The sequence below is a fragment of the Pseudomonas sp. GW821-FHT01A09 genome (assembly GCF_058986725.1).
The window spans coordinates 66,193-87,568 of the sequence record NZ_JBYSWB010000003.1; the positions used below are offsets into that span (position 1 = coordinate 66,193).

Consider the following 21,376-nt stretch of genomic DNA (forward strand, 5'->3'; position numbering starts at 1 on the left):
CCTCACTCATTACGCGTGTCCAATCAACTGTGTAAGGTTCTGAGTGGTGTCTGGCGCGCGGGTTCCCGGCCGATCAGGGTTTCATGGCAGGCTTCATCCGGCGGCGCTGATTTTGTTCACACCGGTGATTCGTCCGTTCCAGATCATCTCGTAGTGGGCGGTCTGCACGATGGACGTCACCGGCCGCGGGGTCATCAGGGCCCAGCAGACATTGCCCCGCAGACGCACCGAACGGTAACGCAACCCGGGGCTGCCGGCGTCCTTGACGGCTTTGCCCAGTTGCCGTGACTGGCTGTAATCGTCCGGCGCGTGGATCGGATGGGTGATCGGCAGCGTCAGGCCATCGAGCATGTCCTTGTCGGTAAAAACGCAGGCCAGGCCGCGAAACACGAAGCGCTCGTAGTTCAAGCCTTGAACCTTGGCCCAGTAACTGTCCTGGTGATGGCGCACCTCGGCCAGGGCGGTGTCCATGCTGTCTGCCAGGTACAAGACGCCGAAGCTGCCATCGCTGAATCGCGAGCCGGCCGGATTGACATGGGTGAAGGGCGCCGTCGCATAGGCGCAACCGGGGATGCCAAAGGGGATCTGCGCGCGGGGGATCAGTTCCAGGCGCCCGACTTCATTTTGCAGGCGCGGATTGGTCAGCGCCTGTAGCTGGTACAGCACCTCGAACTCGTCGGCGCTGGCCACGTCGTCGAACAGTGCGATGGGCGGGAATCGGGAGTTGACCAAGCGATAGGCCTGTACCTGTTCGCCCGGCATCCGTGCCAGTTGATCGAGCATTACCATTGGGCTCCGCGCAAGGCATCGATGCGCCTGAAGGTTTCGTACAGGGAGATCATGTCGCCCTGCGCCATGACCTCAAGCGGCGGACGCCCGCTGAAGAATTCGTTGTGGTTGGGCATCCGAGCGAAGCTGTAGACGTTTTGCGGATTGTCGAACACCAGCCTCAGCGCCGCATGGATATTGAGCACGAAACTGATGCGTTGCATCTGGTCCGTATCCAGATTCAAGGACCAGCTCGCATCGCTCTGTTTGGCGCGGGCGAGGGTGCTGCGCGAGATGCGCAGTACGTTGCAGGCCTGCTCGCCGGAGGCCTGCCATTTATCCAGGATGCTCACGGCAACGCGCAGGCCAGCGGCGCATTGCTCTTTGCTGAACGTTGGGGATTGCAGCGCGGCGACCATGCCTGTGACCTCATGCTTTGTGTCTGTGGATACAAATATAGTCTCTATATATCTGCAGACGCAAGCTTGAGTAGGGGGCTGTTTGCTGTACGCGATGGGTGGTTTAGTGATCATTTGCCGAGTGGGGCGGGGGAATCCTTCGCCAGGCAGAGGGAAATCATTCCCCCATTCCGCTCGACTTCTCTGGCAATGAAAAAATCAGCGCAAAAAAAAGCGCCGATCCACTCGGCGCCATCTTTAATCGACTATCACACCAACAGGTTTTTCTTGATGCTGCCGCCCTGAACGATCATGGCGAGCTGCTCGCCCTGGCCCACCAGACAGCTGATGTCGGTCAGCGGATCGCCGTCCACTACCAGCAGGTCCGCCAGCGCACCTGGGGCGATGCAGCCCAGTTCGCCTTCGCGCTGGAGGATCTGTGCGGCGACGCTGGTGGCGCTGCGGATGGCTGCCAGATTGCCCAGCAACTCGGCGCGGATCTTCAGTTCGTAGCTCTGGTATTCGTGCATTTCGCCCAGCAGGTCGGAACCGTAGCCCATCGGCACGCCGGCCTCGGCAAACAGCTTCAAGGCGTTGCGCCCGGCCTGGCGCACGTCTTCGATCTTGGCCACCGATTCAGGCGGCAGACCGGCGCGGGCGCCGTGTTCGGCGAGCATTTCGTAGGTCACCTGGGTCGGTACGGCGAAGGCGCCTTTCTCCGCCATCAGTCGGGCAGTGTCGGCGTCCACGAGGTTGCCGTGCTCGATGGTGCGCACGCCGCATTCGATGGCACGGCGAATGGCGCGGGCGGTATAGGCATGCGCCATGACATAGGTGTTGGCCGCCTCGGCTTCATCGACGATGGCGCGAATTTCGGCCTCGCTGTATTGGGTGTTGGCGATGGGATCGGTGGGCGAAGAGACGCCTCCCGAGGCCATGATCTTGATCTGGCTGGCGCCCTGTTGCAGTTCTTCACGCACGGCCAGGCGGACGTTGTCGACGCCATCCACCACCCGGGCGATGGCACCGGCGCGGAAGCAGCAGGAGCAGGGTTCGCTGAGCAGCAATTCGCCGCGTGCGCGCATGTCGCCGTGGCCACCGGTCTGCGACAGCGCCTTGCCGGAGGCGAAAATACGCGGGCCAGGGATCAGCCCGATAGCGATCGAGCGGGCCAGCGCCCAGTCGGCACCGCCCGCATCGCGCACGGTGGTAAAGCCGCGCTTGAGCATGGCGTCGAGGATCGGCAGCGCGCGGTACATGGTGATGGCGTTCGGTTGCAGCGCGTTGAGCCCCAGGTTGGCATTGGAGGCCAGCACGTGCACGTGGCAGTCGATCAGGCCGGGCATCAGCGTGCGCCCGCCAAGGTCGATCACCTGCGCATCGGCTTCGGCCGGTTCGCCCTGGGCGCGCACGGCAACGATGCGTTCACCCTCGATCAGCACTTCCTGGCCGGTCAGCAACTGACCGGCGACAGGGTCGAGCAAGCGACCGTTGCGCAGGATCAGGCGAGTAGGGTTGGGGGTGGTCATTGGATGGCTCCTGTCAGAGTGATGTGCGCCTTGGGCGCCTGGTCGCGGAACAGCAGGGCGCCGATGCCGCTCACGGCCGCCGCGAACATGATGTAAAAGGCAGGGGCCAGATTGCTGCCGGTCTGGGCGATCAAGGCCGTGATGGTGAAGGTGGCGAAACCACCGAAAATGGTCACCGCGAAGTTGTAGGCCACCGACAGCCCGGTGGACAGCACGTGGGTCGGCAGCAGCTCGCCGAAGGCGGCGAGGATCGAGCCGATGTAGCCGGCGATCATCAGCCCCAGTACCAGCTCGAATACCAGCAGCGAGGCCAGCCCAGGTGCCTGGTTGATGTAGTAGAACATCGGGTAGGCGGCGATGAAGATGGCCGCGGCCGAACACAGCAGCCAGGGGCGACGGCCTTGCTTGTCGGCCAGGGCGCCGACGATGGGCGTGGCGACGATCAACACGCCGCCGCCGACCATGCTGGCGCTGAAGCCCATCCACGACGGCAGGTTCAGCACGCGGGTGGCGTAGGAGGGTATGTAGAACAGAATGGCGTAGGTGCACACGGTCCACAGCACCACCAGCGAGAAGCTGATCAGGGTCTGGCGTGGATAGGTCCGCAGCACTTCCCGCAGGGGTGATTCGGTTGTCTGTGCTTCGCTATAGGCCGGCGTTTCGTCGATGCGGCTGCGGATGTAGAAACCGATCGGGCCGATCAAGGTGCCGATCAGAAACGGCACGCGCCAGCCCCAGCTTTCCAGTTGTGCCTGGCTCAGGTAGGTCGACAGCAACGCGCCCAGGCCGGAACCCAGCAGCACAGCGACGCCGATACTGGCCTGGATCCAGCTGGAGTAGAACGCCTTGCGCCCCGCCGGGGCATGTTCGGTGAGAAACGCCGTGGCGCTGCCCATCTCGCCACCGGCGGAAAAACCCTGCAGCAACCGCGCGAAGACGATTAGCACGGGGGCGATCAAGCCGATCTGGGCGAAGCCGGGCGTCACCGCGATGATGAAGGTGCCCAGCGCCATCAACAGAATGGTCAATGACAGCGCGGCTTTGCGGCCATGCTTGTCACTGTAGATACCCAGCACGATGCCGCCCACCGGGCGCATGAAAAACCCCACCCCGAAGGTGGCCAGGGCCAGCAGATAGGAGCTCAGTTCGCTGCCGGTGGGGAAGAACACCTTGGCGATGATCACCGAAAAAAAGCTGTAGACGGTGAAGTCGAACCATTCCAGACCGTTACCGATCACTGTGGCAACGACGGCGCGGCGCGCTTGGCGGGAATGAGTCTGGGACGGGGTCGGGGCGGTCGCGTTCACATGTAATTCCTGCATGCTGCATTCGCAGGAATCCTGTGGTTCAGGAAGTATCCCGCGAAGAATGAGGGCAGAACGGGCAAAGTGACGCTGATTCAGGGTCTGATGCCCTTGTATGGCCCGAGAATACGGGCGTGGCACACAAGGGGAAAACGCTTATTGCGCAGATTTGCATGCGTTTGGCGCATGCAAGAGCTATCGAGGGATCTGCCCCGTCAGCCACTTCTCGAATGCCCGGGCGGCGCGGCTGGGCAGCGATGCGTTCGGCGTCAGCAGGTGATAGCCACCCACGGCGCCGACCATCTCGGTACAGGCCGGCACCAACGCGCCGCTGCGCAGGTGTTCGTCGATCATCGGCCGCCAGCCCAGCACGATACCGTGGCCGGCGATCGCCATGTCCACCAGCACCGGGTAATGGTTGACCGTCAGCCGCTTGCGGATGATCGAAGCGTCGATGTCCTGGCGCGCGAACCAACTGCTCCAGGACAGCCACTGGCGCTGGCCATCTTCGAGCATCAACAGGCGCTGATCGAGCAGCTCGGCGGCCGCCAGGGTGCGCCCTTGCAGATAGTCGGGCGAGCAGTAGGCGCCCACCGACTCGGGAAACAGCAACTGGCTGTCCAGCCCCGACGGCGAGGTCGCGCCCAGAAAGTACACCGCCAGATCGAACTCGGCTCGCACCAGCGAATCCAGGCCGTCGACCACCCGCAAGCGCGCATCCACCGCCGGAAATTCATCCACGTAGCGGCCCAGCAGCGGCCCGAGCCATAACGCCGCGACACCGCTGGAGCAGGCCAGGGTCAACTGTTGCTCGCCGCTGTGGGTGATGACCTTGGCAGTGGCTTCGGCGCATTGGGTCAATAGCCGATGCACCTCTTCGGCATAGACCTGACCGGCGACCGTCAGGTGGATACGCTTGTGCTCGCGGCGAAACAGCGCTCGCCCGAGAAACTCCTCCAGCTGCGCGACCTGGCGGCTGATGGCGCTCTGGGTGAGGTGCAACTCGGCCGCCGCGCGGGTAAAGCTGCCGTGACGCACGGCGGCTTCGAAGGCGATGAGGTTTTGCAGCGGGGGGAGGGGATCGATGCGCATGGTCAGGACAAAACCGCTCGGGGAATGGAAAGTTTAACCGCGCTTGCTCGACGTGAACGCCGGTAATTCCTGCAACAGCATCTGCAGCATGCGGCTCGCGGCCACGCTCAGCTGCCGCCCCAGGCGGCTGACCAGATGGGTCTGGGGGCTGCTGAACAGCGGGTTTTGCAGGGGCAGGGCGACCAAGGTTCCGGCGCTGATTTCCTGTTCCACCACAAAAGTCGGCAACAGCGTCACGCCACCCCGCATGGCAAAGCCCTTGAGCAACGCGAAGGTGCTGCAGGTCAGGGTGGGCACCAGGCTGACCCCTTCCTGATGCTCTGCCGTCAGCAGGATCTGGCGGATGCCATAAGCGACGCCGGGCAGGGCAAGGCGGTAGTGGTCCAGCCCCAGCAGGGGGATCGGCCCCTCGCGGCCGATGAGCTCATGCTCGGGATTGACCACCGCGCACACCGGATGGCGGTGCTGCGCGTGAGAGCGCAGCTTGTGGTCCGCAGCGGGATTGAACACCAGGCCGATATGGGCTTCGTCTTCGACCACCTGACGGATCAGCTCGTTGCTGCCGCACACGTTCACGATCAGCTCGACCTTGGGGTACAGCGTCGAGAAGTGCGCCAGCGGCTGCGACAGGCTGTCGAGGAAGCCTTCGCCCACCGCCAGCGTTACCGAGCCGCTCTGCAGGCCGCGCAGGGCCTGGATCGAGTCCAGCAAGACCTCCTGCTGGGTCAGCCGCTGGCGATAGTAGTTCAGCACCTTGTCACCGGCTTCGGTCGGCTTGACCCCGCGGCGATGGCGCTCCAGCAGCGGCGCGCCCAGCTCCAGTTCCAGCTGCGCGATCTGCCGGCTCACCGCCGAGGGCGCGACGTTGAGGATATCGGCGGCCGCCCGCACGCTACCGGCGCGCACGGCCTCGAAGAAATACAGAATGCGACGATCCTGGACAATGCTCATGGCTTTCCTGTGTTGCCTTAAACGCAACAAAAATGCGAACTAGGGATTATTGCTGCGATCACCGGCCGCTGTCCATACTCGTCTCATGCCCAACACGGGCCCTGCACACTTGAGCGAGAGACCATCAATGAGCTTGAAAATCGGCGTTATCGGGCTAGGCAACATGGGCGGTGGCATGGCCGCGACCCTGGCGAGCAAGGGCTTTGACGTCAGCGGTTTCGACCTCGCCCAGACCGCGCTGGACAACGCCCAGGCCAAAGGCGTCAAGCCGGTCGCCGACCGCGAGCGGTTGATCGCCAGCGTCGAGGTGCTGATCCTCTCGCTGCCCAAGGCCGAGCACGTCGAAGCCGTGTGCCTGGGCGCCAATGGCATTCTCGAACGGGGCAACGCCGGCCTGATCGTGGTCGATACCACCACCTCCACCCCGGAGGCCAGCCGCAAGGTCGCCGCCGCCCTCAAGGTCAAAGGCATCGGCTTTATCGACGCCCCGGTATCCGGCGGCCCCAAAGGTGCCGCCACCGGCACCATGTCGATGGTCATCGGCGCCGAAGACGACGACCTCGCCCGCGTGCTGCCGGTGCTCGAAGGCATGAGCGGCACCCGCGTGCACATCGGCAAGACCGGTGCCGGCAACGTCGCCAAGATCGCCAACAACATGCTCACCGCCTGCCACCTGATCAGCACCGCGGAAGCCCTGAGCATGGCCGCCAAGGCCGGCGTCGACCCTGAGAAGCTCCTGCAAGGCCTGAACGCCGGCTCCGGTCGCAGCAGTGCCACTCAAGCCATGTTTCCCACCTGGGTCATGAACAAGGCCTACGACTCGGGCTTCACCATGGGCCTGATGCGCAAGGACGTCGGCCTGGCCCGTGACCTCAGCGCCAGCCTGGACCTCGACCTGCCACTGTCGCGCGCCGTCGCCGCTTTATGGCAAGCCAGCAGCGCCACGCTGGCGGACACCGATGACTTCTGCTGCATCGTCGAACGCACCGATGCCGCCCTGTTTGGCCGTGGAGAATAACCAATGAGCACGCAAAAGATCCTTGAATTGATGCGCCCGTTCTGGGGCGATCGCAGCACCATCGGCAGTTACGTGGGCGGTGAATTCATCGACGGCCACGGCGCCCCGGTGCAAGTACGCAACGCCCACGATGACAGCCTGCTGTTGAGCTTCGCCGACGCCGACGAGTCGCTGGTGGCCATCGCCGATCAGGCGGCCAGAACGGCCCGGCAGCAGTGGTGGGCGATGACCGCTCAGGCCCGTGGTCGTGCGCTTTATCAGGTCGGCGCGTTGATTCGCGAGCAGGCCGAGAGCCTGGCGCAGATCGAGTCCTTGACCGCCAACAAGCCGATCCGCGATGCCAGCGTCGAGGTGCAGAAAGTCGCCGAGATGTTCGAGTACTACGCCGGCTGGGCCGACAAGCTGCACGGTGAAGTGATCCCGGTGCCCACCAGTCACCTCAATTACGTGACCTATGAACCGCTGGGCACGGTGTTGCAGATCACCCCCTGGAATGCCCCGATCTTCACCTGCGGCTGGCAGCTGGCACCGGCCCTGGCGGCCGGTAACGCGGTGATCCTCAAGCCGTCCGAGCTGACCCCGCTGTCGTCCTTGATGGTCGCGGTACTGATCGAACGTGCCGGTGTGCCCAAGGGCCTGGTCAACGTCATCGCCGGCTGCGGCCACAGCATCGGCCAGGCCTTCATCGCCAAGGCCGATATCCGCAAAGTGATCTTCGTCGGCTCGCCCGCCACGGGGCGGCACATTGCCGTGGCTGCGGCGCAACGCTGTATCCCCGCGGTGCTGGAGCTGGGTGGCAAGTCGGCCAATATCGTCTTCGAAGATGCCGACCTCGACGTCGCCCTGCGCGGTGCGCAAGCGGCGATCTTCTCCGGTGCGGGGCAGAGCTGCGTGTCCGGCTCGCGCTTGCTGGTGCAGGAGTCGATCTTCGAGAAATTCACCCAGGCCCTTGCCGTGGCCGCCAAGCAATTCAGGGTTGGCGATCCCAGCGATCCGCAGACCCAGATCGGCCCGATCAACAACGCCAGGCAATATCAGCACGTCAAGACCATGGTCGAGCGTGCGCTGGCAGACGGCGCCACTCTGGTCGGCGTCGGTGCCGAGCCGATCCCCGCCACGCCCGGTTATTACGTGAACCCTACGGTGCTCAAAGGGACTAACGATCTGTACTGCGCCCAGGAAGAGATCTTCGGGCCGGTGGTGGTGGCCATCCCGTTCAAGGATGAAGACGATGCCATTCGCATCGCCAACGACAGCCGTTTCGGCCTCGCCGGCGGCGTGTGGACCCGCGATGTCGGGCGCGCCCATCGAGTGGCCAGGCAAGTACGCGCCGGCACCTTCTGGGTCAACGGTTACAAGACCATTCACGTCAGCTCGCCATTCGGCGGCTACGGGGAGAGCGGTTATGGGCGTTCCTCGGGCCTCGACGCCCTGCGTGAGTACAGCGAAGTGAAAAGCGTGTGGGTCGAGACCGCCGCCGCGCCTGCCGCCTCCTTTGGTTACGGCGCCAGCCTGGAGTAATGCCATGACTGTCCTCAAGAATCTGATCGACGACGCTGTGCGCTGGCGCCGGCACTTCCATGCCACGCCCGAGCTCGGCTATCAGGAGTTGCAGACCTCCGATCGCGTCGCGCAGTTGCTCGAGAGCTTCGGCGTCGAGGTGGTTCGCGGCCTTGGTGGCACCGGTGTGGTCGGCACCCTGCGCAACGGCGAAGGGCCGAGCATCGGCATCCGTGCCGACATGGACGCCTTGCCGATCCAGGAGCTGGGCAACGCCGCGCACAAATCCACCCACAACGGCTGCATGCATGCCTGTGGGCACGATGGCCATACCACCATCCTGCTGGCCACGGCGCGGCATCTGAGCGAGACGCGGCGCTTCAGCGGCACGGTGCACTTCGTCTTCCAGCCAGCCGAAGAGAACCTTGCCGGCGCGCAGAAGATGATCGACGACGGCCTGTTCGAACGCTTCCCGATGGACGCCATCTACGGCCTGCACAATTGGCCCGGCGTGCCGGCCGGCCACGTGGTGATCAACCCGGGGCCGATGATGGCTTCGCTGGACACCTTCGAGATCACCCTGACCGGCAAGGGCTGCCACGCGGCGATGCCGGAAAAAGGCGCCGATCCGATCGTCGCTGCCGCCGAGCTGGTGCTGGGGCTGCAGACCATCACTTCGCGGCGCCTGTCGCCGCTGGACTCGGCGGTGATCAGCGTCACCCAGTTCAATGCCGGCGACGCGATCAACGTCATCCCCGAAACCGCCGTGCTGCGCGGCACGGTGCGCTGCTTGCAGACGCCGGTACGGGCCAAGGTCCAGCAGTTGATCGAAGAGTTCGTCGCCGAGCTGCCGCGGGCCTTCGGCGTCAGCGGTGCGCTGGATTACACCGTGGGCTATCCGGTCACCGAGAACGATCCTGACGCGGCGGCGGTGATGCGCCGGGCGGCGATCGCGGCGGTGGGTGAAGACAAGGTGCAGTGGGGCTGCAATCCATCGATGGCTTCGGAGGATTTCGCCTTCATGCTTCAGGCGCGCCCGGGGGCCTACGTGTGGCTTGGCGTGGATGGCGACACGCCGTCTGCGGCGCTGCACAACCCGTATTACGACTTCAACGATGCGGTGATCGAACCCGGTGTCGCGGTATGGACGGCCTTGGTGGAGCAGGCTTTACCGCAGCGTTGAGCCTTGGCACGAGGGCTGGGCGGGCAGGCGCGGCGGCCGATGGAATTTGTGCCGCTCAGCGACCTGCCCTTAGGCAGGCCTATCACTTGAACCCCGCTACTTCATGGGTGCACCCAGGGTGCTTCAAGCGCCTCGATCTGTTCCCGCGCCGACGTCACCGCATCCGCCAGATGCTACGGTTTCCTCGCACCCATCAGCGCGGTCTCGCCGTACCGCGACGCACTTGATCTCTACCAACAAGCCCGGATGCGCCAGCTCGGCGATGCCAATGCACGTCCAGGCACACAGGCCGCGCGGGAAAACCCGGTTCTTGACCTCGCGAAACAGCGGCATATGGCGCGCCATATCGATGTGATACGTGGTCATGTCGACCACATCCTCGAAGCTGCAACCACCCGCGTTCAGCACGCCGCGCAGGTTCTCCCAGGCGGCGAGAAACTGCTGTTCGGGATCCTCGATGACCTGCAAGTCGGCGCTGCGCCCCACCTGCCCGGCACAGAACAGCATGGCGTCGACCCGCACCGCCGGAGCATAACCGGCACGCGCGACCAACGCCGTCATGGCCTCGGGGATGATGATTTCTCGATCTGGCATGGAAGTGGTTCCGAACGGATGATCTGCCGACTGTACCAGTGGTTCGTCGGGCTGCGAATCAAGTCGATGGGGAATGCCCATGTTCCTGGCAAATACGCGCGCATCCGGTAGGAGCGAATGGAGGCGATAGGGTGGATATACCCGTTGGCGAAGCGGAGGACGGCGATATATCAATGTTGAACTTGAATGTGTCGGCAGGTTGGGATGAGTAAAATCGTGCAGGTTGGTTTAAGTTGGCATAGCTTTTCCATGCCCGTCCTTTCATGGGGCTGTTGCGGACGTTGTGGGGTACGCAATACCTTGCGCAAGCCATTCCACTTTTAGTATCGGCACAAAGTTGTTGCGATATGTTAATTTTGCTCTGATCGTCGGCCGTTCTCGCTGGACGAATCTGCTGGATACGACTATCTTGGGTGCCTGTTGTCACGTTGGTCTGCTATACACCGCACGTGTGGGAAAATACATGAATTGTGATTCAAGGAAAGATGTGTTCACGGATAAGCCATCGGATGAGATTTTTTCAAAGTCTTTTGAGCGCATTGAACGATGTGACTTTGATAATGACTATATCGAATCGGTAGGGCGCAAAAGTCGGAAATCGGTGGTCAATAACTGCACATTCAGATCTACAGTCTTCGTGCGCTGCTATTTTCAGTCAGTCGTGTTTACTAACTGTGATTTTACCAGTGCCAAGTTTATAGATTGTAATTTGAAGGAGGCAAAATTCGTACATTGCAAATTCAATTATGTGGCTTTCCGGCGCACCCTTGTGGAGTCGAGTGAAATAATCGCCAATCTTCCGTTTGAGCCAAACATTCAGCGTGACCTGCTGAGGAACTTGCGCGTCGATGCGCGAGAGCTTGGGAATGTCGAGGATGAAAGTTTGTACATCAAGAAAGAAATCGAGGCGAGTGATTATTTTTGCATGGCTGCGTTTTTAGGAAGTGATCAATACGTCAGGAATAAGTATGGCGCAGTGGAGCGTTTTGGCTTCTTGCGGCGATGGTTGGTTTCCAAGTTGTCCGGGATGGTTTGGGGGCATGGAGAAAAGCCTTTGCGTGTGATGTACGCATGCTTGTTCTTCATGTTGGTGGTCGCGTCTTATCTTTTATGGCATGGATATGAACAAGCGGATATAGGAGCAGGATTGGAGCTTCATGATCGAGTGTTCTCGGCGCTTGGCCTGTCCGTGTCGGAGTTTCTCGGTATTCCCTACGTTGCCGAGGACTATCCGCAACGGGTTCCATTTGGGGTGTCGATTATTGCAGTGAGTGTCAGATATGTCTTCATAGGCTTGCTCGTTTCCGTATTGTTCAGAAGCTTTTCGAGGCGATGAATATAATGGGTGGCGATATTATCGATCTTCGCTATTTCGGCTCTGCGGTGCGGGGAGATAGTGACGCAAATAGCGATGTTGACGTCTTGTGCGTACTCAGTCAGCCGCATGAGGGCACTTCTGGATTGATGGGGCGGCTCGATGAGCACTTCGTTGCTGGCCGGCATGTCGACATTTCTTTTTACGGCGCTCAACGAATCGTGCAGATGTGGGAGGCAGGGCATTTATTTGCATGGCATTTGTTTTTAGAGTCGAAAGCGGTAGGGGCGGAATTTGAATTCATAGAGTCTCTTGGTCGACCTCATGATTACGCGGATGCCTCAGCGGATATCGCTCGTCTCGTTGAGATAGTCGAAGATGTCAAGCTTTCCAGCGAGCAGGGGATGGTGTCGTCCAACTATGAGGCAGGCCTTTTATATGTGGCGGCCCGTAATATCGGAATAGCCGCTTCCTGGGTGTCGGACAATGGCCTCGATTTCTCTCGGAATGCCCCTTTCAGTCTTAGGTTTTTTGAACAAGACTACCCGTTTGCCCTGGGGTCGGATATCTATTCTATGTTGCGCCGAGCGCGACATGCATCAATGCGTGGAGGAGAGCCGCCTGACTTGACCATGCTTGATTTTATGGATGTTTCTGATAAAATTCTTCGCTGGGCTGATGGTATGAAAAAATTGGAGGTTGGAATATGAGCATCACATTTCGTGAACGTAGTCGAGTCGAGCGTTCGGTCTTGGATCTCGTTAATTCCAGTTCCGGTGCTCGCGCGCAGTTGTGCGGATTATCTCAGCCTGCTCTGAAACTCTGGGTCGCCAATATGGAAAAGGAAAAGGCCAATAGTCCCAATGTTGATCTGATTAAAATTACGAAATTATTGCGAGAGATTTCTGTTCGTATCAGTTCCAACTCGGATGCAAGTAAACATGTTTTTTCGGGTGAAGTATTTATTCAGAATGGAACTCTCGAACATTCAATTGCCGAGCTGAGGCTTTCGCTGCAGTCGTAAAGCTGGGTTGCTGGATGTCCTGTCGGGTCACTTACATTTCCGCCGGGTGCAGTTGGGCAAAATTTCTTGGAGGTGCACGCATATGCTCGGTGGCGCGGTGCAGCTTGTACGGCGGGCCAGGCGTCGGCAGCTTTGAGTCACCGTTCCTTCAGTCGCAACAAGTCTCGCACCCCAACCACCCTTGCGTAGTCCATCGCCAGATTACTGAGCGACAGGGCATGCACGTCTTCCGCCCGCCAAAGGCGCCCATCGAGATCTGTCTGATCGAAGGTGTAACAGCCATCACGCGGCACGATCACTTTGAACCCGAGGTTCGCACCTGATCGCGCAGTGGCCTCGACCGAGTTATTGGTGATAACGCCCGCCACCACAATCTGGCGGATATCACGCACATGCAACCAGCGTTCGAGGCCACTGGCAATGAACGCGTCCGGGACGTTTTTCTCGACCACATGCTCATGGGGCAAGGGGGCTAGCGCCTCCTGAAACTCGCAGCCTGGTTGGCCCGGCCAGAATACCGAGCCCGGCGTTCGAGAAATATGCCTGACGTGGACGATGGGGCGACGCGATTGTCGCCAGGCATCCAGCAGCTCGTGGATGCGCAGCTCGGCGTCCGGATTGTTGCGGCGCCCGAGTGTTGGCTCGTTCATGCCTTTTTGCATGTCGATGATGATCAGTGCGGGGTTTGCATCCAAGTTGTCCATAGCCCATCCGTTCGCTAAAGAAACGCTGATATCAGCACAACCTCAACCCTTGCTCAACGCCAGCCGCGCCGCAAACTTCACGAAAATCATCCCCGTCGTACGATCCATCCGCGGTGGGGTCTTTAGCGGCGCTGGCGGACATCCGCACAAGCATCATGTTACAAAGTGCCTGAATAACTGCAGGGCTGCGGAAGATCGCAGCCCTGGCACGCCGATCACAGGAGCCGACATGCAAGACACTGATTTTGACCCGACCGCCACCGCCGCGATCCTGGTGCAAGCCTGGCGCAGCGGCGACTTGTTGACCGCACTGCCAGCCGGCGATAAACCCGCCACCCTGGCGCAGGGCTATGACGTTCAGGATCAACTCCTCCAACTGGCCAGCGGCACCCGCGCCGGCTGGAAGCTCGGCGTTGGCAGCCCGGCCGCCATGCGCGCGGCCAATCTGGCGCGGCCGCTGGTCGGGCAGCTCGAACGCGCACGCCTGCACAGCAGTGGCGTGCAGTTGAGTCTGCCGGCCTATACCCCGGTGACCATCGAATGCGAAATCGCCTTCGTACTGGATCGCGATTTGCCGCCGCTGCGGGGAAGAACGGTCGAGGCCACGGATATCCGCAGCACCTGCGTGACCTTCGAGGTGGTGCGCTCGCGCTTCGTCGATCGCAAGACCGTGGGCTGGCCCAGCTTTGCCGCAGACAACGTCGGCTTCGAGGCGCTGGTGGTCGGTCAAACCGTTTGCCAGGGCCTCGATGTTGAGGTGATGCGCCAGTTGGCGGAAAACGTAGTCGTCTATCTGAATGGCGAGCCGCGGGCCAAGGGCCTGTTCGACGACACCGCGACCGATCCGCTGAATTCCCTGGCCGCGTTGTACGAGCACGCAGCCGAGCGCGGCGAAACCCTGCTGGCCGGTGACATCATCACCACCGGCGCCATGTGCGAGCCCTTCGACATCAGTGGAACAGGGCACCAGTTGGCGGCGCGCTATTTCGATAACGAGCTGACGTTTTCGTTTTGATTCATGCCTCGCTGCGGGTATCTGGCGGCGAGGACCGTTCAAGCAGAAACGGCAACAGCGCCTTCATCACCTGATCCGGTGATTCTTCTGGCTGAAGATGCCCGCCCTTGATCGCCTCACCGCGCACGTCCGGTGCCCATTGCCTCCAGATGTCCAGGGGCGAACGGGCGCCCGCGTAAGCCTTGGGCCATAACACCAGCACGGGGCATTGCAGTTGGCGCCCGGCGGCGCGGTCGGCGGCGTCATGGTCGGTGTCCTCGTAGGCGGCGGCGCGGTAGTCCTCACACATGGCATGTCGTACCGAGGGCTGGCGAAAGGCGGTGACATAGGCGTCGAGCGCCTGCGGGTCGATATTGGCCAGATCGCCCGCCATCTTGCCCAGGGCATTCTTGATAAAGGCGTCCGGATCAGCCGCCAGCATTCGCTCCGGCAGATCGGCGGGCTGGGCCAGGAACAACCAATGGAAATTGGCCAGCGCGAACGACTTGTCTACCGTGTCCCACACATCCAGGGTTGGCATCACGGTCAGCGATGCATAACGCGTGACCCGCTGCGAGTGATCCAGTGCCAGCCGATAGCCGGCGCGGGCGCCACGGTCATGACCGACCACCGCGAAGCGCGGGTGCCCAAGTTGCTCCATCATCTCCACCAGCGCCTGGGCGACTCGCCGCTTGCTCCAGCGCGGTTGGTCGGTGACGGTGCGGCTGGCGCCATAGCCCGGCAGGTCTGGGGCGATCACAGTGAAGTGGCGGGCCAGCTGCGCGGCGATATGGCGCCATGCCACATGGGTTTGCGGATAGCCATGCAGCAACAGCAGCGGCGGCCCGGCGCCGCCGATCACACCCTTGAAGGCCACGTCGGCGGTGTCGACCTGCAGGGGCGCAAAGCCAGGGAACAGGTCAGGGGCAGTGTCAGCCATGATCATCTCCATCAAGGGTGGGCGGTGGTATCGACAAAGCCCGCGAGGTCATGATTGAAGCGCGCAGGCTCTTCAACGAAAGGCGCGTGCCCTGAGTTGGCATAGACGATGCTCCTGGCTCGAGGATCGAGCTGTCGGGCGCGGGCGATCGCCGGCTGGGTCTGCACCAGCGCGTCCTGCGCGCCATAGAGTAATAGTACCGGCACATTGGCGCCGCTAAGCCCTTTGGCTGCATCGACACTCATCGACTGCACTGCGCGCTGCATATCCCAGGAGGCCATCGCCGCATTAGCGTAGAGCCGTTCGAAGGTGCTGCTGTCCGGCTGGGTATGGAAGCACAGGCTGAGAAACTCCCGCACCGTGTCGAGGTGAGTCTTCAAGTCTGTGGCGTTGAGATCCTGGTACGCCCGGGGATGGGCGACGATCTGCTCGGGCGTGAGTTCGATCACGCTGTCGACATAGACCGCACCGCCAATCTGCCCATCGCCGTACTTGGCCAGATAATTGGACATCACCGCGCCGCCCAGGGACCAGCCTACCAATACGGGTTTGCTCACGTTTGCCGCCTGCATCACGGTGGCCAGATCATCGGCCCAGCGCTTGCCTTCGGCATAGGCCTGAGGGTTTGCAGGCTTGTCTGACAAGCCGTGGCCGCGCAGGTCATAAGTGATCAGGCGAAAGCGCTGTAGCTCAGGGGCTTTGACCTGGGCATCCCAGCTCAAATGGCTGCCCAGCAGCCCGTGAATGAAGACGATGGCCGGACCATTCGGGTTGCCGGACTCCCGGACCGCCAGGGTCACACCGTCCGGAGCGGTGACGGTGTAGCTTTTGGTCTCGGCAGGGGCGGCGCTTGCGGTGGCCGACAAGGCGGCGCACAGCACTAAGGCACAGAGGTTTTTGAGCGGGCCAGGGGTAGACATGGGATGGTTCCTGATGGGGGAGAGGCGATCAGTCTCAACCCTCACGCTTGTGTGAGGGTCAAGGGAAAAGTGCTACTGTCGTGCGCTGTTCCTCAGGTCTCTCATCAGGTCCCATTGCCATGAACCCGCCGACTCTGCAACGCGCCATGAACATTGGCGAACTGGCCCGCGAGACGGGCGCCAGCGTGCGTTCTATTCGTCATTACGATGAACAAGGGCTGCTGGCGTCGACCCGCAGTACCAATGGTTACCGCGCTTTCACCGCGGTGGCTGTGACCCAGGTCCGGCAGATCCAACGCCTGATTGCCACGGGTTTCAGCCTGGCTGAAATCCGCGGTTTTCCCGATTGCATGCGCCTGATCGAAGGGGCCGCCGCGTGTCCCGAAACGTCCGCCGCGCAACTCGAACGCCTGCAGTCCATCGAGCAGCAGATCGTTGATCTTGAGGATCGGCGTTCGCGCTTGCTGAAGATGCTGGCGGAAGGTGCGCTGCCTGGGCGGGATTGATCCATCGCTGACAGCCTGAATGTCACAAAGTGTTTCACCCATCCCTCTGATCTTGTACGATAACGTACCTGTAGTTTTTACAGACCTACAATTTCAATAAAGCTGGGGTAACCGACCTGTGATCATTCGCAGCATCGAAGTCATCCGCATCAGTATTCCGTTCACCGCCGGCACCGAGTCCCGTCAAAACCGGGGGGAGGCCAAGGACGATGACGCCTTCAACGCCGCCTCGCCGCGCCATCGCCGCATGGAAAGCCTGATGCTCAAGGTCACCACCGACACCGGCCTGGTGGGCTGGGGTGAAGCCTTCGGGCACGGTTCCAATCCGGTCACGTTCAAGGCGTTGTCCGATGTCGTCGGACCGATGTTCCTCGGCACGCAGCTTGAGGATCGCGAGCAGACGCTGGAGAAGGCGCGCCGCGCCGTGCATGGTTTCGGCTCGACCGGGGCGATGGTCTATGCGCTGTCGGGCATCGACATCGCCCTCTGGGACCTGGCCGCTCAAGTCGCCGACGTACCGCTGTATCAACTGCTCGGCGGCACGGCGCGTACGTTGGAGTTGTACGCCAGCCTGGTCAGCTACGGCAATGATCCGGACGAAGTGCATCGCCAGGTCAGCCGTGCCCGTGCGCTGGGCTTTCGCAAGATCAAACTGCATGAGACCGAGGTCGAGGCCATCGCCGCGGCCCGCGCAGCACTGCCAGTGGCGGCGGGTGAGTTGATGGTCGACGTCAATTGCCCCTGGTCGGTGGCTCAGGCCAGCGATGTCGCCCAGCGTTTGCGCGGCCTGGAACTGACCTGGCTGGAAGAGCCGGTGTGGCCGCCCGACGATGTCGCCGGGCTGGCCGCAGTGCGGCGCCAGGGCGTGCCCTTGGCCGCTGGCGAGAACGCCGCCGGGGTGCAGGGCATCAAGGTGCTGCTGGAGCAGCAGGCGATCGATGTGGTGCAGCCCAGCGTTGCCAAGATCGGGGGTATCAGCGCCATGCTCCAGGTGTTCGCTCTGGCGCAGGAGCATGGCGTGAAGGTCGTCCCCCATTGCTTCTATTTCGGCCCGGGCCTGCTGGCCGTGGCGCACCTGTGCACCTTGCTGCCTGCCGAGGTAGCCGTGGAGGTGCCGTTTATCGAGTTCGAGCGCCTGTTGTTCCCGGCCCTGGCGTTTACCCCACGCATGGAGTTGCCGGCGGTCGCGGGCCTGGGCTTTGCGCCGGACCTGCAGGTGATCGAAGACTACTGCGTCGAGCGGGTGCTGCTCGGCTAAAACCACTCAGCTGTCATCAACAACAATAAAGGCCATAGAAAAATGAAAGGCAATTACCGCTGGTACATCGCCGGCCTGCTGTTCTTCGCTGGCATGCTCAACTACCTCGATCGCGCAGCGCTCTCGGTGGTCGCGCCGTTGCTCAAGGGTGAGTTGCATATCGACGACGCGCAGATGGGCTTCATCTTCAGCAGCTTCTTCATTGGCTATTGTGCGCTGTGTTTCATCGGTGGCTGGGCGGCCGACAAGTACGGGCCGAAGAAGGTGTTCGCCTACGCGGCGGGCACCTGGTCGATCTTCTGCGGCTTGACCGCGGTGATTACCGGCTACGTGCAATTGCTGGTGTTCCGCGTGCTGTTCGGCATGGGCGAAGGGCCGATGGGCACCACCACCAACAAGGCCATCACCAACTGGTTCCCGCGGGAAGAGACCGGTCGCGCACTGGGCTTCACCAACTGCGGGCAGCCCCTCGGCGCGGCGCTGGCCGGGCCGATCGTCGGGCTGGTCGCATACAGCTTCGGCTGGCGCATCTCCTTTGTGGTGATCGCGGTGTTGGGCCTGATGTGGCTGGCGGCCTGGCTGACGATCTTCAAGGACAGCCCCGACCAGCACCCGAAAGTGTCCGAGGCCGAGCGTCAGTTGATTCGTGCCAGCCGCGAAGAAGTGCTGGTGGACAACGTCAAGGAAGGCCGCGGCCTGTTCAGCTATATCTTCTCCGCACCAGTACTGGCGGTGGCGACGGCGTTTTTCTGCTTCAACTATGTGCTGTACTTTTTTCTCACCTGGTTGCCCAGTTACTTCATGGACTACCAGCACCTGGACATCAAAAGCATGAGCATCATCGGCGTGATCCCCTGGCTGGGCGCGGCGGTGGGCTTTCTGGGCGGTGGTTTTCTCACTGACCTGTTGGGCAAGAAACTCGGCAACGTGATCCTCGCGCGCAAGATCATGCTCACCGTCGGCCTCGGTGTGGCGGCAGTCTGCGTGCTGGTCACCACGCAAGTGGCGTCCCTGGGCATGGCCGTGGCATGCATAACCGTGTCCAGCGTGTTCCTGTTCGTGACCCCACAGATCTGCTGGTCATTGATCCAGGACATCGTGCCGAAAAACCGCGTCGGTGGCACCGGCGGCTTCGTCCACTTGCTGGCGAACCTGGCGGGCATCATCGCCCCGGCGCTCACCGGGATGGTGGTGCAGTTTGGGGGTGGCTACAACGTGGCGTTCGTTATTAGCGCGGCGGTGTGCGGTGTGGGCATGGTGGTGGTGATTCTGGCGGTACGGGGTCATAGCCAGCAGCTACCAGCAGCGGCGGCTGTGACGCGTTGACGGTGCAATAAAAAGGCCGCCGACACTCTGTCGGCGGCCTTTTGTCCAGCCCTGCCGTTACCAACGGCCATCCCCTCGACCGTGGTCGAAGCCGCGGTCATAACCCCGCTCATAGCCCCGGTTGTAGCCGCCGCCGTAGTGGCGGGGTGGCGGTGGTGGGGCGTAGCGGCGGTACTCATACCGTGGCTGCACCGGCACATAGGCGACGGGTTGGTACTGCGGGCCATAACCGCGATACTCCTGGCGGTAGTGGTGATTGTCATGACCCGATCCGCTGATCACGGTGGCCAGTACCGCTCCCACTGCCGCCCCGGCGATGACGGGCACTATTACATCGCGCTGGTCCGCCGAGGCTGCGCCTGCAGCCACCAGGCAACCGGACAGGATCAGGGCTTGAGTCAGCTTCGAAATCATAGGTGTCTCCTCTGGCGTCGTGTGTGGGTTCGCCATGGGTCCATGAAACAACGGATCCGTGTAAGGGGAGGTCTAGAGTGGGTAAAGGATAGGTAAAGCTGCCAGTTGGCGCATGCCGACACGACAGGCGCATGCCGACATGGCTGTTATCTCAGAACTGCGGCACACGGCCTTCGATAGGGTGATGAGGGTCGACCGGGCCCAGGCTCGAACTCTTGCCCGGCGACACCAGGGCGTCGCAAAAAACCTCATCCTCGGCCGTCCACGGGCAGGCCAGCGCAGCGACGCCGTCTTGCCACTGTTCGAAAGTGCGCGGCCCGACCAGAGTGCTGGTGACCTGGCGGTTGCGCATGACCCACGCCTGCGCCAGATGCGCCGGCGGGCGGCCGGTACGTTCGGCGTAGTCGACCAGTTGCGCGGCCACCGCCAGCGACTCGGGGCGCCATTCGGCTTCGAGCATGCGCGGGTCGGCGCGGGCGATGCGGCTGCCGGCTTCGGGCTCGGCGCCAGCGCGGTATTTGCCGGTGAGGATGCCCCGCGCCAACGGGCTGTAGCACACCGTGCCGACGCCGTAGTGGTGGGCGGCCGGGAGGATTTCGACCTCGGCTTCGCGGTTGACCAGGTTGTACAGCGGTTGCGTCGCCACGGGCGCGCCGATGCCCGCTTCACCTGCCAGGCGCACGGTCTCGGCCAGGCGCCAGGCCTTGAAGTTCGAGACCGCGAAGTAGCCGATCTTGCCCTCGCGGATCAGGTCGGCGAAGGCCAGCACCATCTCTTCCAGCGGCGCGTTGAAGTCCGCCTTGTGCATATAGAGGATGTCGATGTAATCGGTGCCCAAGCGCTGCAACGAGCCATGCGCCGCCTCACGGATCCATTTGCGCGACATGCCGCTCTGGTTCGGCCCGCTGCCCATCGGATTGCCGACTTTGGTCGCCAGCACCCAATGGTCGCGCTCGGCGGCGATGGCGCGGCCGACCACGCGCTCCGATTCACCTTTGTTGTAGAGGTCGGCGGTGTCGATGAAATTGACTCCGCTGTCCCGTGCGCTGGCGATGATCCGCTCGGAGGTGGCCGTGTCGGTGGCGCCCCCGAACATCATGGTGCCCAGGCAGATTTCGGAAACTTTGAGCCCACTGCGGCCCAGGTACTTGTACTGCATGCAAAGCTCCTCGTAGAGCGGGGCGCCAGCAAGTGCGCCCCGCGTGGCCATCAGGCTGGAATGACCGCAGTAGTGGCGATCTCGACCAGGAATTCTGGCTTGACCATCTCCAGCTTCACGCAAAAACGCGCCGGCAACAGATTCGGGAAATAAGTCACGTAGATCTCGTTGAACGCGTGATAGTCCTCCAGGTTGCGCAGGAAAATCTGGTTCATGGTGACGTGGTCCATGCTGCTGCCGGCGGCTTCGAGCACCACCTTGATGCTGTCCAGCACACGGCGGGTCTGCACCTCGATATCGCCGATGCCCACCAGGCTGCCGTCGATGGGGTCGGTGGCGAGCATGCCGGCGACGAACACCTGGTTGCCGGCCTTGATGCCCCAATTGAGGTGGTTGAGGCCGGTGGCGGTCTTGCCGATGATCCAGCCTGCGGGGTTGATTGCCTGATTCATGTGATGCTCCTGTCAAGCGAGAGGGCC

The 21,376-nt window shown here is 62.1% G+C and carries 22 protein-coding genes and 1 pseudogene; 10 read left to right on the forward strand and 13 right to left on the reverse strand.

The window, feature by feature from the left end:
- Positions 1-93: 93 nt before the first annotated feature.
- The 6 genes from AC3WJP_RS04690 to AC3WJP_RS04715 form a co-directional block, all read right to left on the reverse strand.
- A complete protein-coding gene (locus AC3WJP_RS04690) occupies positions 94-789 on the reverse strand; it encodes an RES family NAD+ phosphorylase (RefSeq protein ID WP_493720065.1) in 696 nt (231 codons plus the stop codon).
- Positions 783-1,187, reverse strand: coding sequence for a hypothetical protein (locus AC3WJP_RS04695; protein WP_493720066.1), 405 nt, complete (start codon positions 1,185-1,187; stop codon positions 783-785). The genes AC3WJP_RS04690 and AC3WJP_RS04695 overlap by 7 nt, the downstream gene beginning before the upstream one ends.
- A gap of 248 nt (positions 1,188-1,435) precedes the next feature.
- Entirely contained in the window at positions 1,436-2,695 is a 1,260-nt protein-coding gene (locus AC3WJP_RS04700; protein ID WP_493720067.1) for a metal-dependent hydrolase family protein, read from the reverse strand.
- Entirely contained in the window at positions 2,692-4,017 is a 1,326-nt protein-coding gene (locus tag AC3WJP_RS04705; protein WP_493720068.1) for an MFS transporter, read from the reverse strand. The genes AC3WJP_RS04700 and AC3WJP_RS04705 overlap by 4 nt, the downstream gene beginning before the upstream one ends.
- Positions 4,018-4,194: 177 nt before the next feature.
- Positions 4,195-5,091: a LysR substrate-binding domain-containing protein gene (locus tag AC3WJP_RS04710; protein ID WP_493720069.1), complete on the reverse strand. Its 897-nt coding sequence runs from the start codon at positions 5,089-5,091 to the stop codon at positions 4,195-4,197.
- A 33-nt stretch (positions 5,092-5,124) separates the two neighbouring features.
- On the reverse strand, positions 5,125-6,042 hold the full coding sequence (locus AC3WJP_RS04715) for a LysR family transcriptional regulator (RefSeq protein WP_493720070.1): 918 nt from the start codon (positions 6,040-6,042) through the stop codon (positions 5,125-5,127).
- A 127-nt stretch (positions 6,043-6,169) separates the two neighbouring features.
- Between AC3WJP_RS04715 and AC3WJP_RS04720 the strand changes: the two genes are divergently transcribed.
- The 3 genes from AC3WJP_RS04720 to AC3WJP_RS04730 are packed head-to-tail and all read left to right on the forward strand — an operon-like array spanning position 6,170 to position 9,743.
- Positions 6,170-7,060, forward strand: a complete 891-nt coding sequence (locus AC3WJP_RS04720; RefSeq protein ID WP_493720071.1) for an NAD(P)-dependent oxidoreductase — start codon at positions 6,170-6,172, stop codon at positions 7,058-7,060.
- A gap of 3 nt (positions 7,061-7,063) precedes the next feature.
- On the forward strand, positions 7,064-8,581 hold the full coding sequence (locus AC3WJP_RS04725; protein WP_493720072.1) for an aldehyde dehydrogenase family protein: 1,518 nt from the start codon (positions 7,064-7,066) through the stop codon (positions 8,579-8,581).
- Positions 8,582-8,585: 4 nt separating this feature from the next.
- Positions 8,586-9,743 (forward strand): M20 aminoacylase family protein, encoded by a 1,158-nt coding sequence (locus AC3WJP_RS04730; RefSeq protein WP_493720073.1) that lies wholly within the window; start codon positions 8,586-8,588, stop codon positions 9,741-9,743.
- A 201-nt stretch (positions 9,744-9,944) separates the two neighbouring features.
- On the opposite strand, the pseudogene AC3WJP_RS04735 reads toward AC3WJP_RS04730, so the two are convergent.
- Positions 9,945-10,337, reverse strand: a pseudogene (locus AC3WJP_RS04735) (RidA family protein); the annotation flags it as partial.
- A gap of 487 nt (positions 10,338-10,824) precedes the next feature.
- Here AC3WJP_RS04735 and AC3WJP_RS04740 point away from each other — a divergent pair.
- The 3 genes from AC3WJP_RS04740 to AC3WJP_RS04750 are packed head-to-tail and all read left to right on the forward strand — an operon-like array spanning position 10,825 to position 12,676.
- Positions 10,825-11,673, forward strand: a complete 849-nt coding sequence (locus AC3WJP_RS04740; protein ID WP_493720074.1) for a pentapeptide repeat-containing protein — start codon at positions 10,825-10,827, stop codon at positions 11,671-11,673.
- A gap of 5 nt (positions 11,674-11,678) precedes the next feature.
- Complete coding sequence (locus AC3WJP_RS04745) at positions 11,679-12,362, forward strand: nucleotidyltransferase domain-containing protein (protein WP_493720075.1); 684 nt, start codon at positions 11,679-11,681, stop codon at positions 12,360-12,362.
- The gene (locus tag AC3WJP_RS04750) at positions 12,359-12,676 is read left to right on the forward strand and encodes a hypothetical protein (RefSeq protein ID WP_493720076.1); all 318 of its coding nucleotides are present in this window, start codon (positions 12,359-12,361) and stop codon (positions 12,674-12,676) included. Before AC3WJP_RS04745 ends, AC3WJP_RS04750 begins: the two co-directional genes overlap by 4 nt.
- A 137-nt stretch (positions 12,677-12,813) precedes the next feature.
- On the opposite strand, the gene AC3WJP_RS04755 is transcribed toward AC3WJP_RS04750, so the two are convergent.
- Complete coding sequence (locus tag AC3WJP_RS04755; RefSeq protein ID WP_493720077.1) at positions 12,814-13,380, reverse strand: cysteine hydrolase family protein; 567 nt, start codon at positions 13,378-13,380, stop codon at positions 12,814-12,816.
- A gap of 229 nt (positions 13,381-13,609) precedes the next feature.
- Between AC3WJP_RS04755 and AC3WJP_RS04760 the strand changes: the two genes are divergently transcribed.
- Positions 13,610-14,395, forward strand: a complete 786-nt coding sequence (locus tag AC3WJP_RS04760) for a 2-keto-4-pentenoate hydratase (protein ID WP_493720078.1) — start codon at positions 13,610-13,612, stop codon at positions 14,393-14,395.
- A 1-nt stretch (position 14,396) separates the two neighbouring features.
- Here the strand turns inward: AC3WJP_RS04760 and AC3WJP_RS04765 are convergent, their stop codons facing one another.
- Together AC3WJP_RS04765 and AC3WJP_RS04770 are read right to left on the reverse strand one after the other, a co-directional pair.
- The gene (locus AC3WJP_RS04765) at positions 14,397-15,314 is read right to left on the reverse strand and encodes an alpha/beta fold hydrolase (protein ID WP_493720079.1); all 918 of its coding nucleotides are present in this window, start codon (positions 15,312-15,314) and stop codon (positions 14,397-14,399) included.
- 11 nt (positions 15,315-15,325) lie between these two features.
- Positions 15,326-16,234 carry an alpha/beta fold hydrolase gene (locus AC3WJP_RS04770; RefSeq protein WP_493720080.1) on the reverse strand — a complete coding sequence of 303 codons (909 nt, stop codon included), beginning with the start codon at positions 16,232-16,234 and terminating at the stop codon, positions 15,326-15,328.
- Positions 16,235-16,353: 119 nt separating this feature from the next.
- On the opposite strand from AC3WJP_RS04770, the gene AC3WJP_RS04775 reads away from it, so the two are divergent.
- From AC3WJP_RS04775 to AC3WJP_RS04785, 3 genes are all read left to right on the forward strand, one after another.
- Positions 16,354-16,740 carry a MerR family transcriptional regulator gene (locus AC3WJP_RS04775; protein WP_493720081.1) on the forward strand — a complete coding sequence of 129 codons (387 nt, stop codon included), beginning with the start codon at positions 16,354-16,356 and terminating at the stop codon, positions 16,738-16,740.
- 118 nt (positions 16,741-16,858) lie between these two features.
- A complete protein-coding gene (locus AC3WJP_RS04780) occupies positions 16,859-17,998 on the forward strand; it encodes a mandelate racemase/muconate lactonizing enzyme family protein (RefSeq protein ID WP_493720082.1) in 1,140 nt (379 codons plus the stop codon).
- A 42-nt stretch (positions 17,999-18,040) separates the two neighbouring features.
- Complete coding sequence (locus AC3WJP_RS04785) at positions 18,041-19,324, forward strand: MFS transporter (protein WP_493720083.1); 1,284 nt, start codon at positions 18,041-18,043, stop codon at positions 19,322-19,324.
- Positions 19,325-19,381: 57 nt separating this feature from the next.
- On the opposite strand, the gene AC3WJP_RS04790 is transcribed toward AC3WJP_RS04785, so the two are convergent.
- From AC3WJP_RS04790 to AC3WJP_RS04800, 3 genes are all read right to left on the reverse strand, one after another.
- Positions 19,382-19,738 carry a hypothetical protein gene (locus tag AC3WJP_RS04790; RefSeq protein WP_493720084.1) on the reverse strand — a complete coding sequence of 119 codons (357 nt, stop codon included), beginning with the start codon at positions 19,736-19,738 and terminating at the stop codon, positions 19,382-19,384.
- Positions 19,739-19,889: 151 nt separating this feature from the next.
- Positions 19,890-20,897 carry an aldo/keto reductase gene (locus AC3WJP_RS04795; protein ID WP_493720085.1) on the reverse strand — a complete coding sequence of 336 codons (1,008 nt, stop codon included), beginning with the start codon at positions 20,895-20,897 and terminating at the stop codon, positions 19,890-19,892.
- A 50-nt stretch (positions 20,898-20,947) separates the two neighbouring features.
- Positions 20,948-21,349 carry a Rid family hydrolase gene (locus AC3WJP_RS04800; RefSeq protein WP_493720086.1) on the reverse strand — a complete coding sequence of 134 codons (402 nt, stop codon included), beginning with the start codon at positions 21,347-21,349 and terminating at the stop codon, positions 20,948-20,950.
- Positions 21,350-21,376 lie beyond the last annotated feature (27 nt).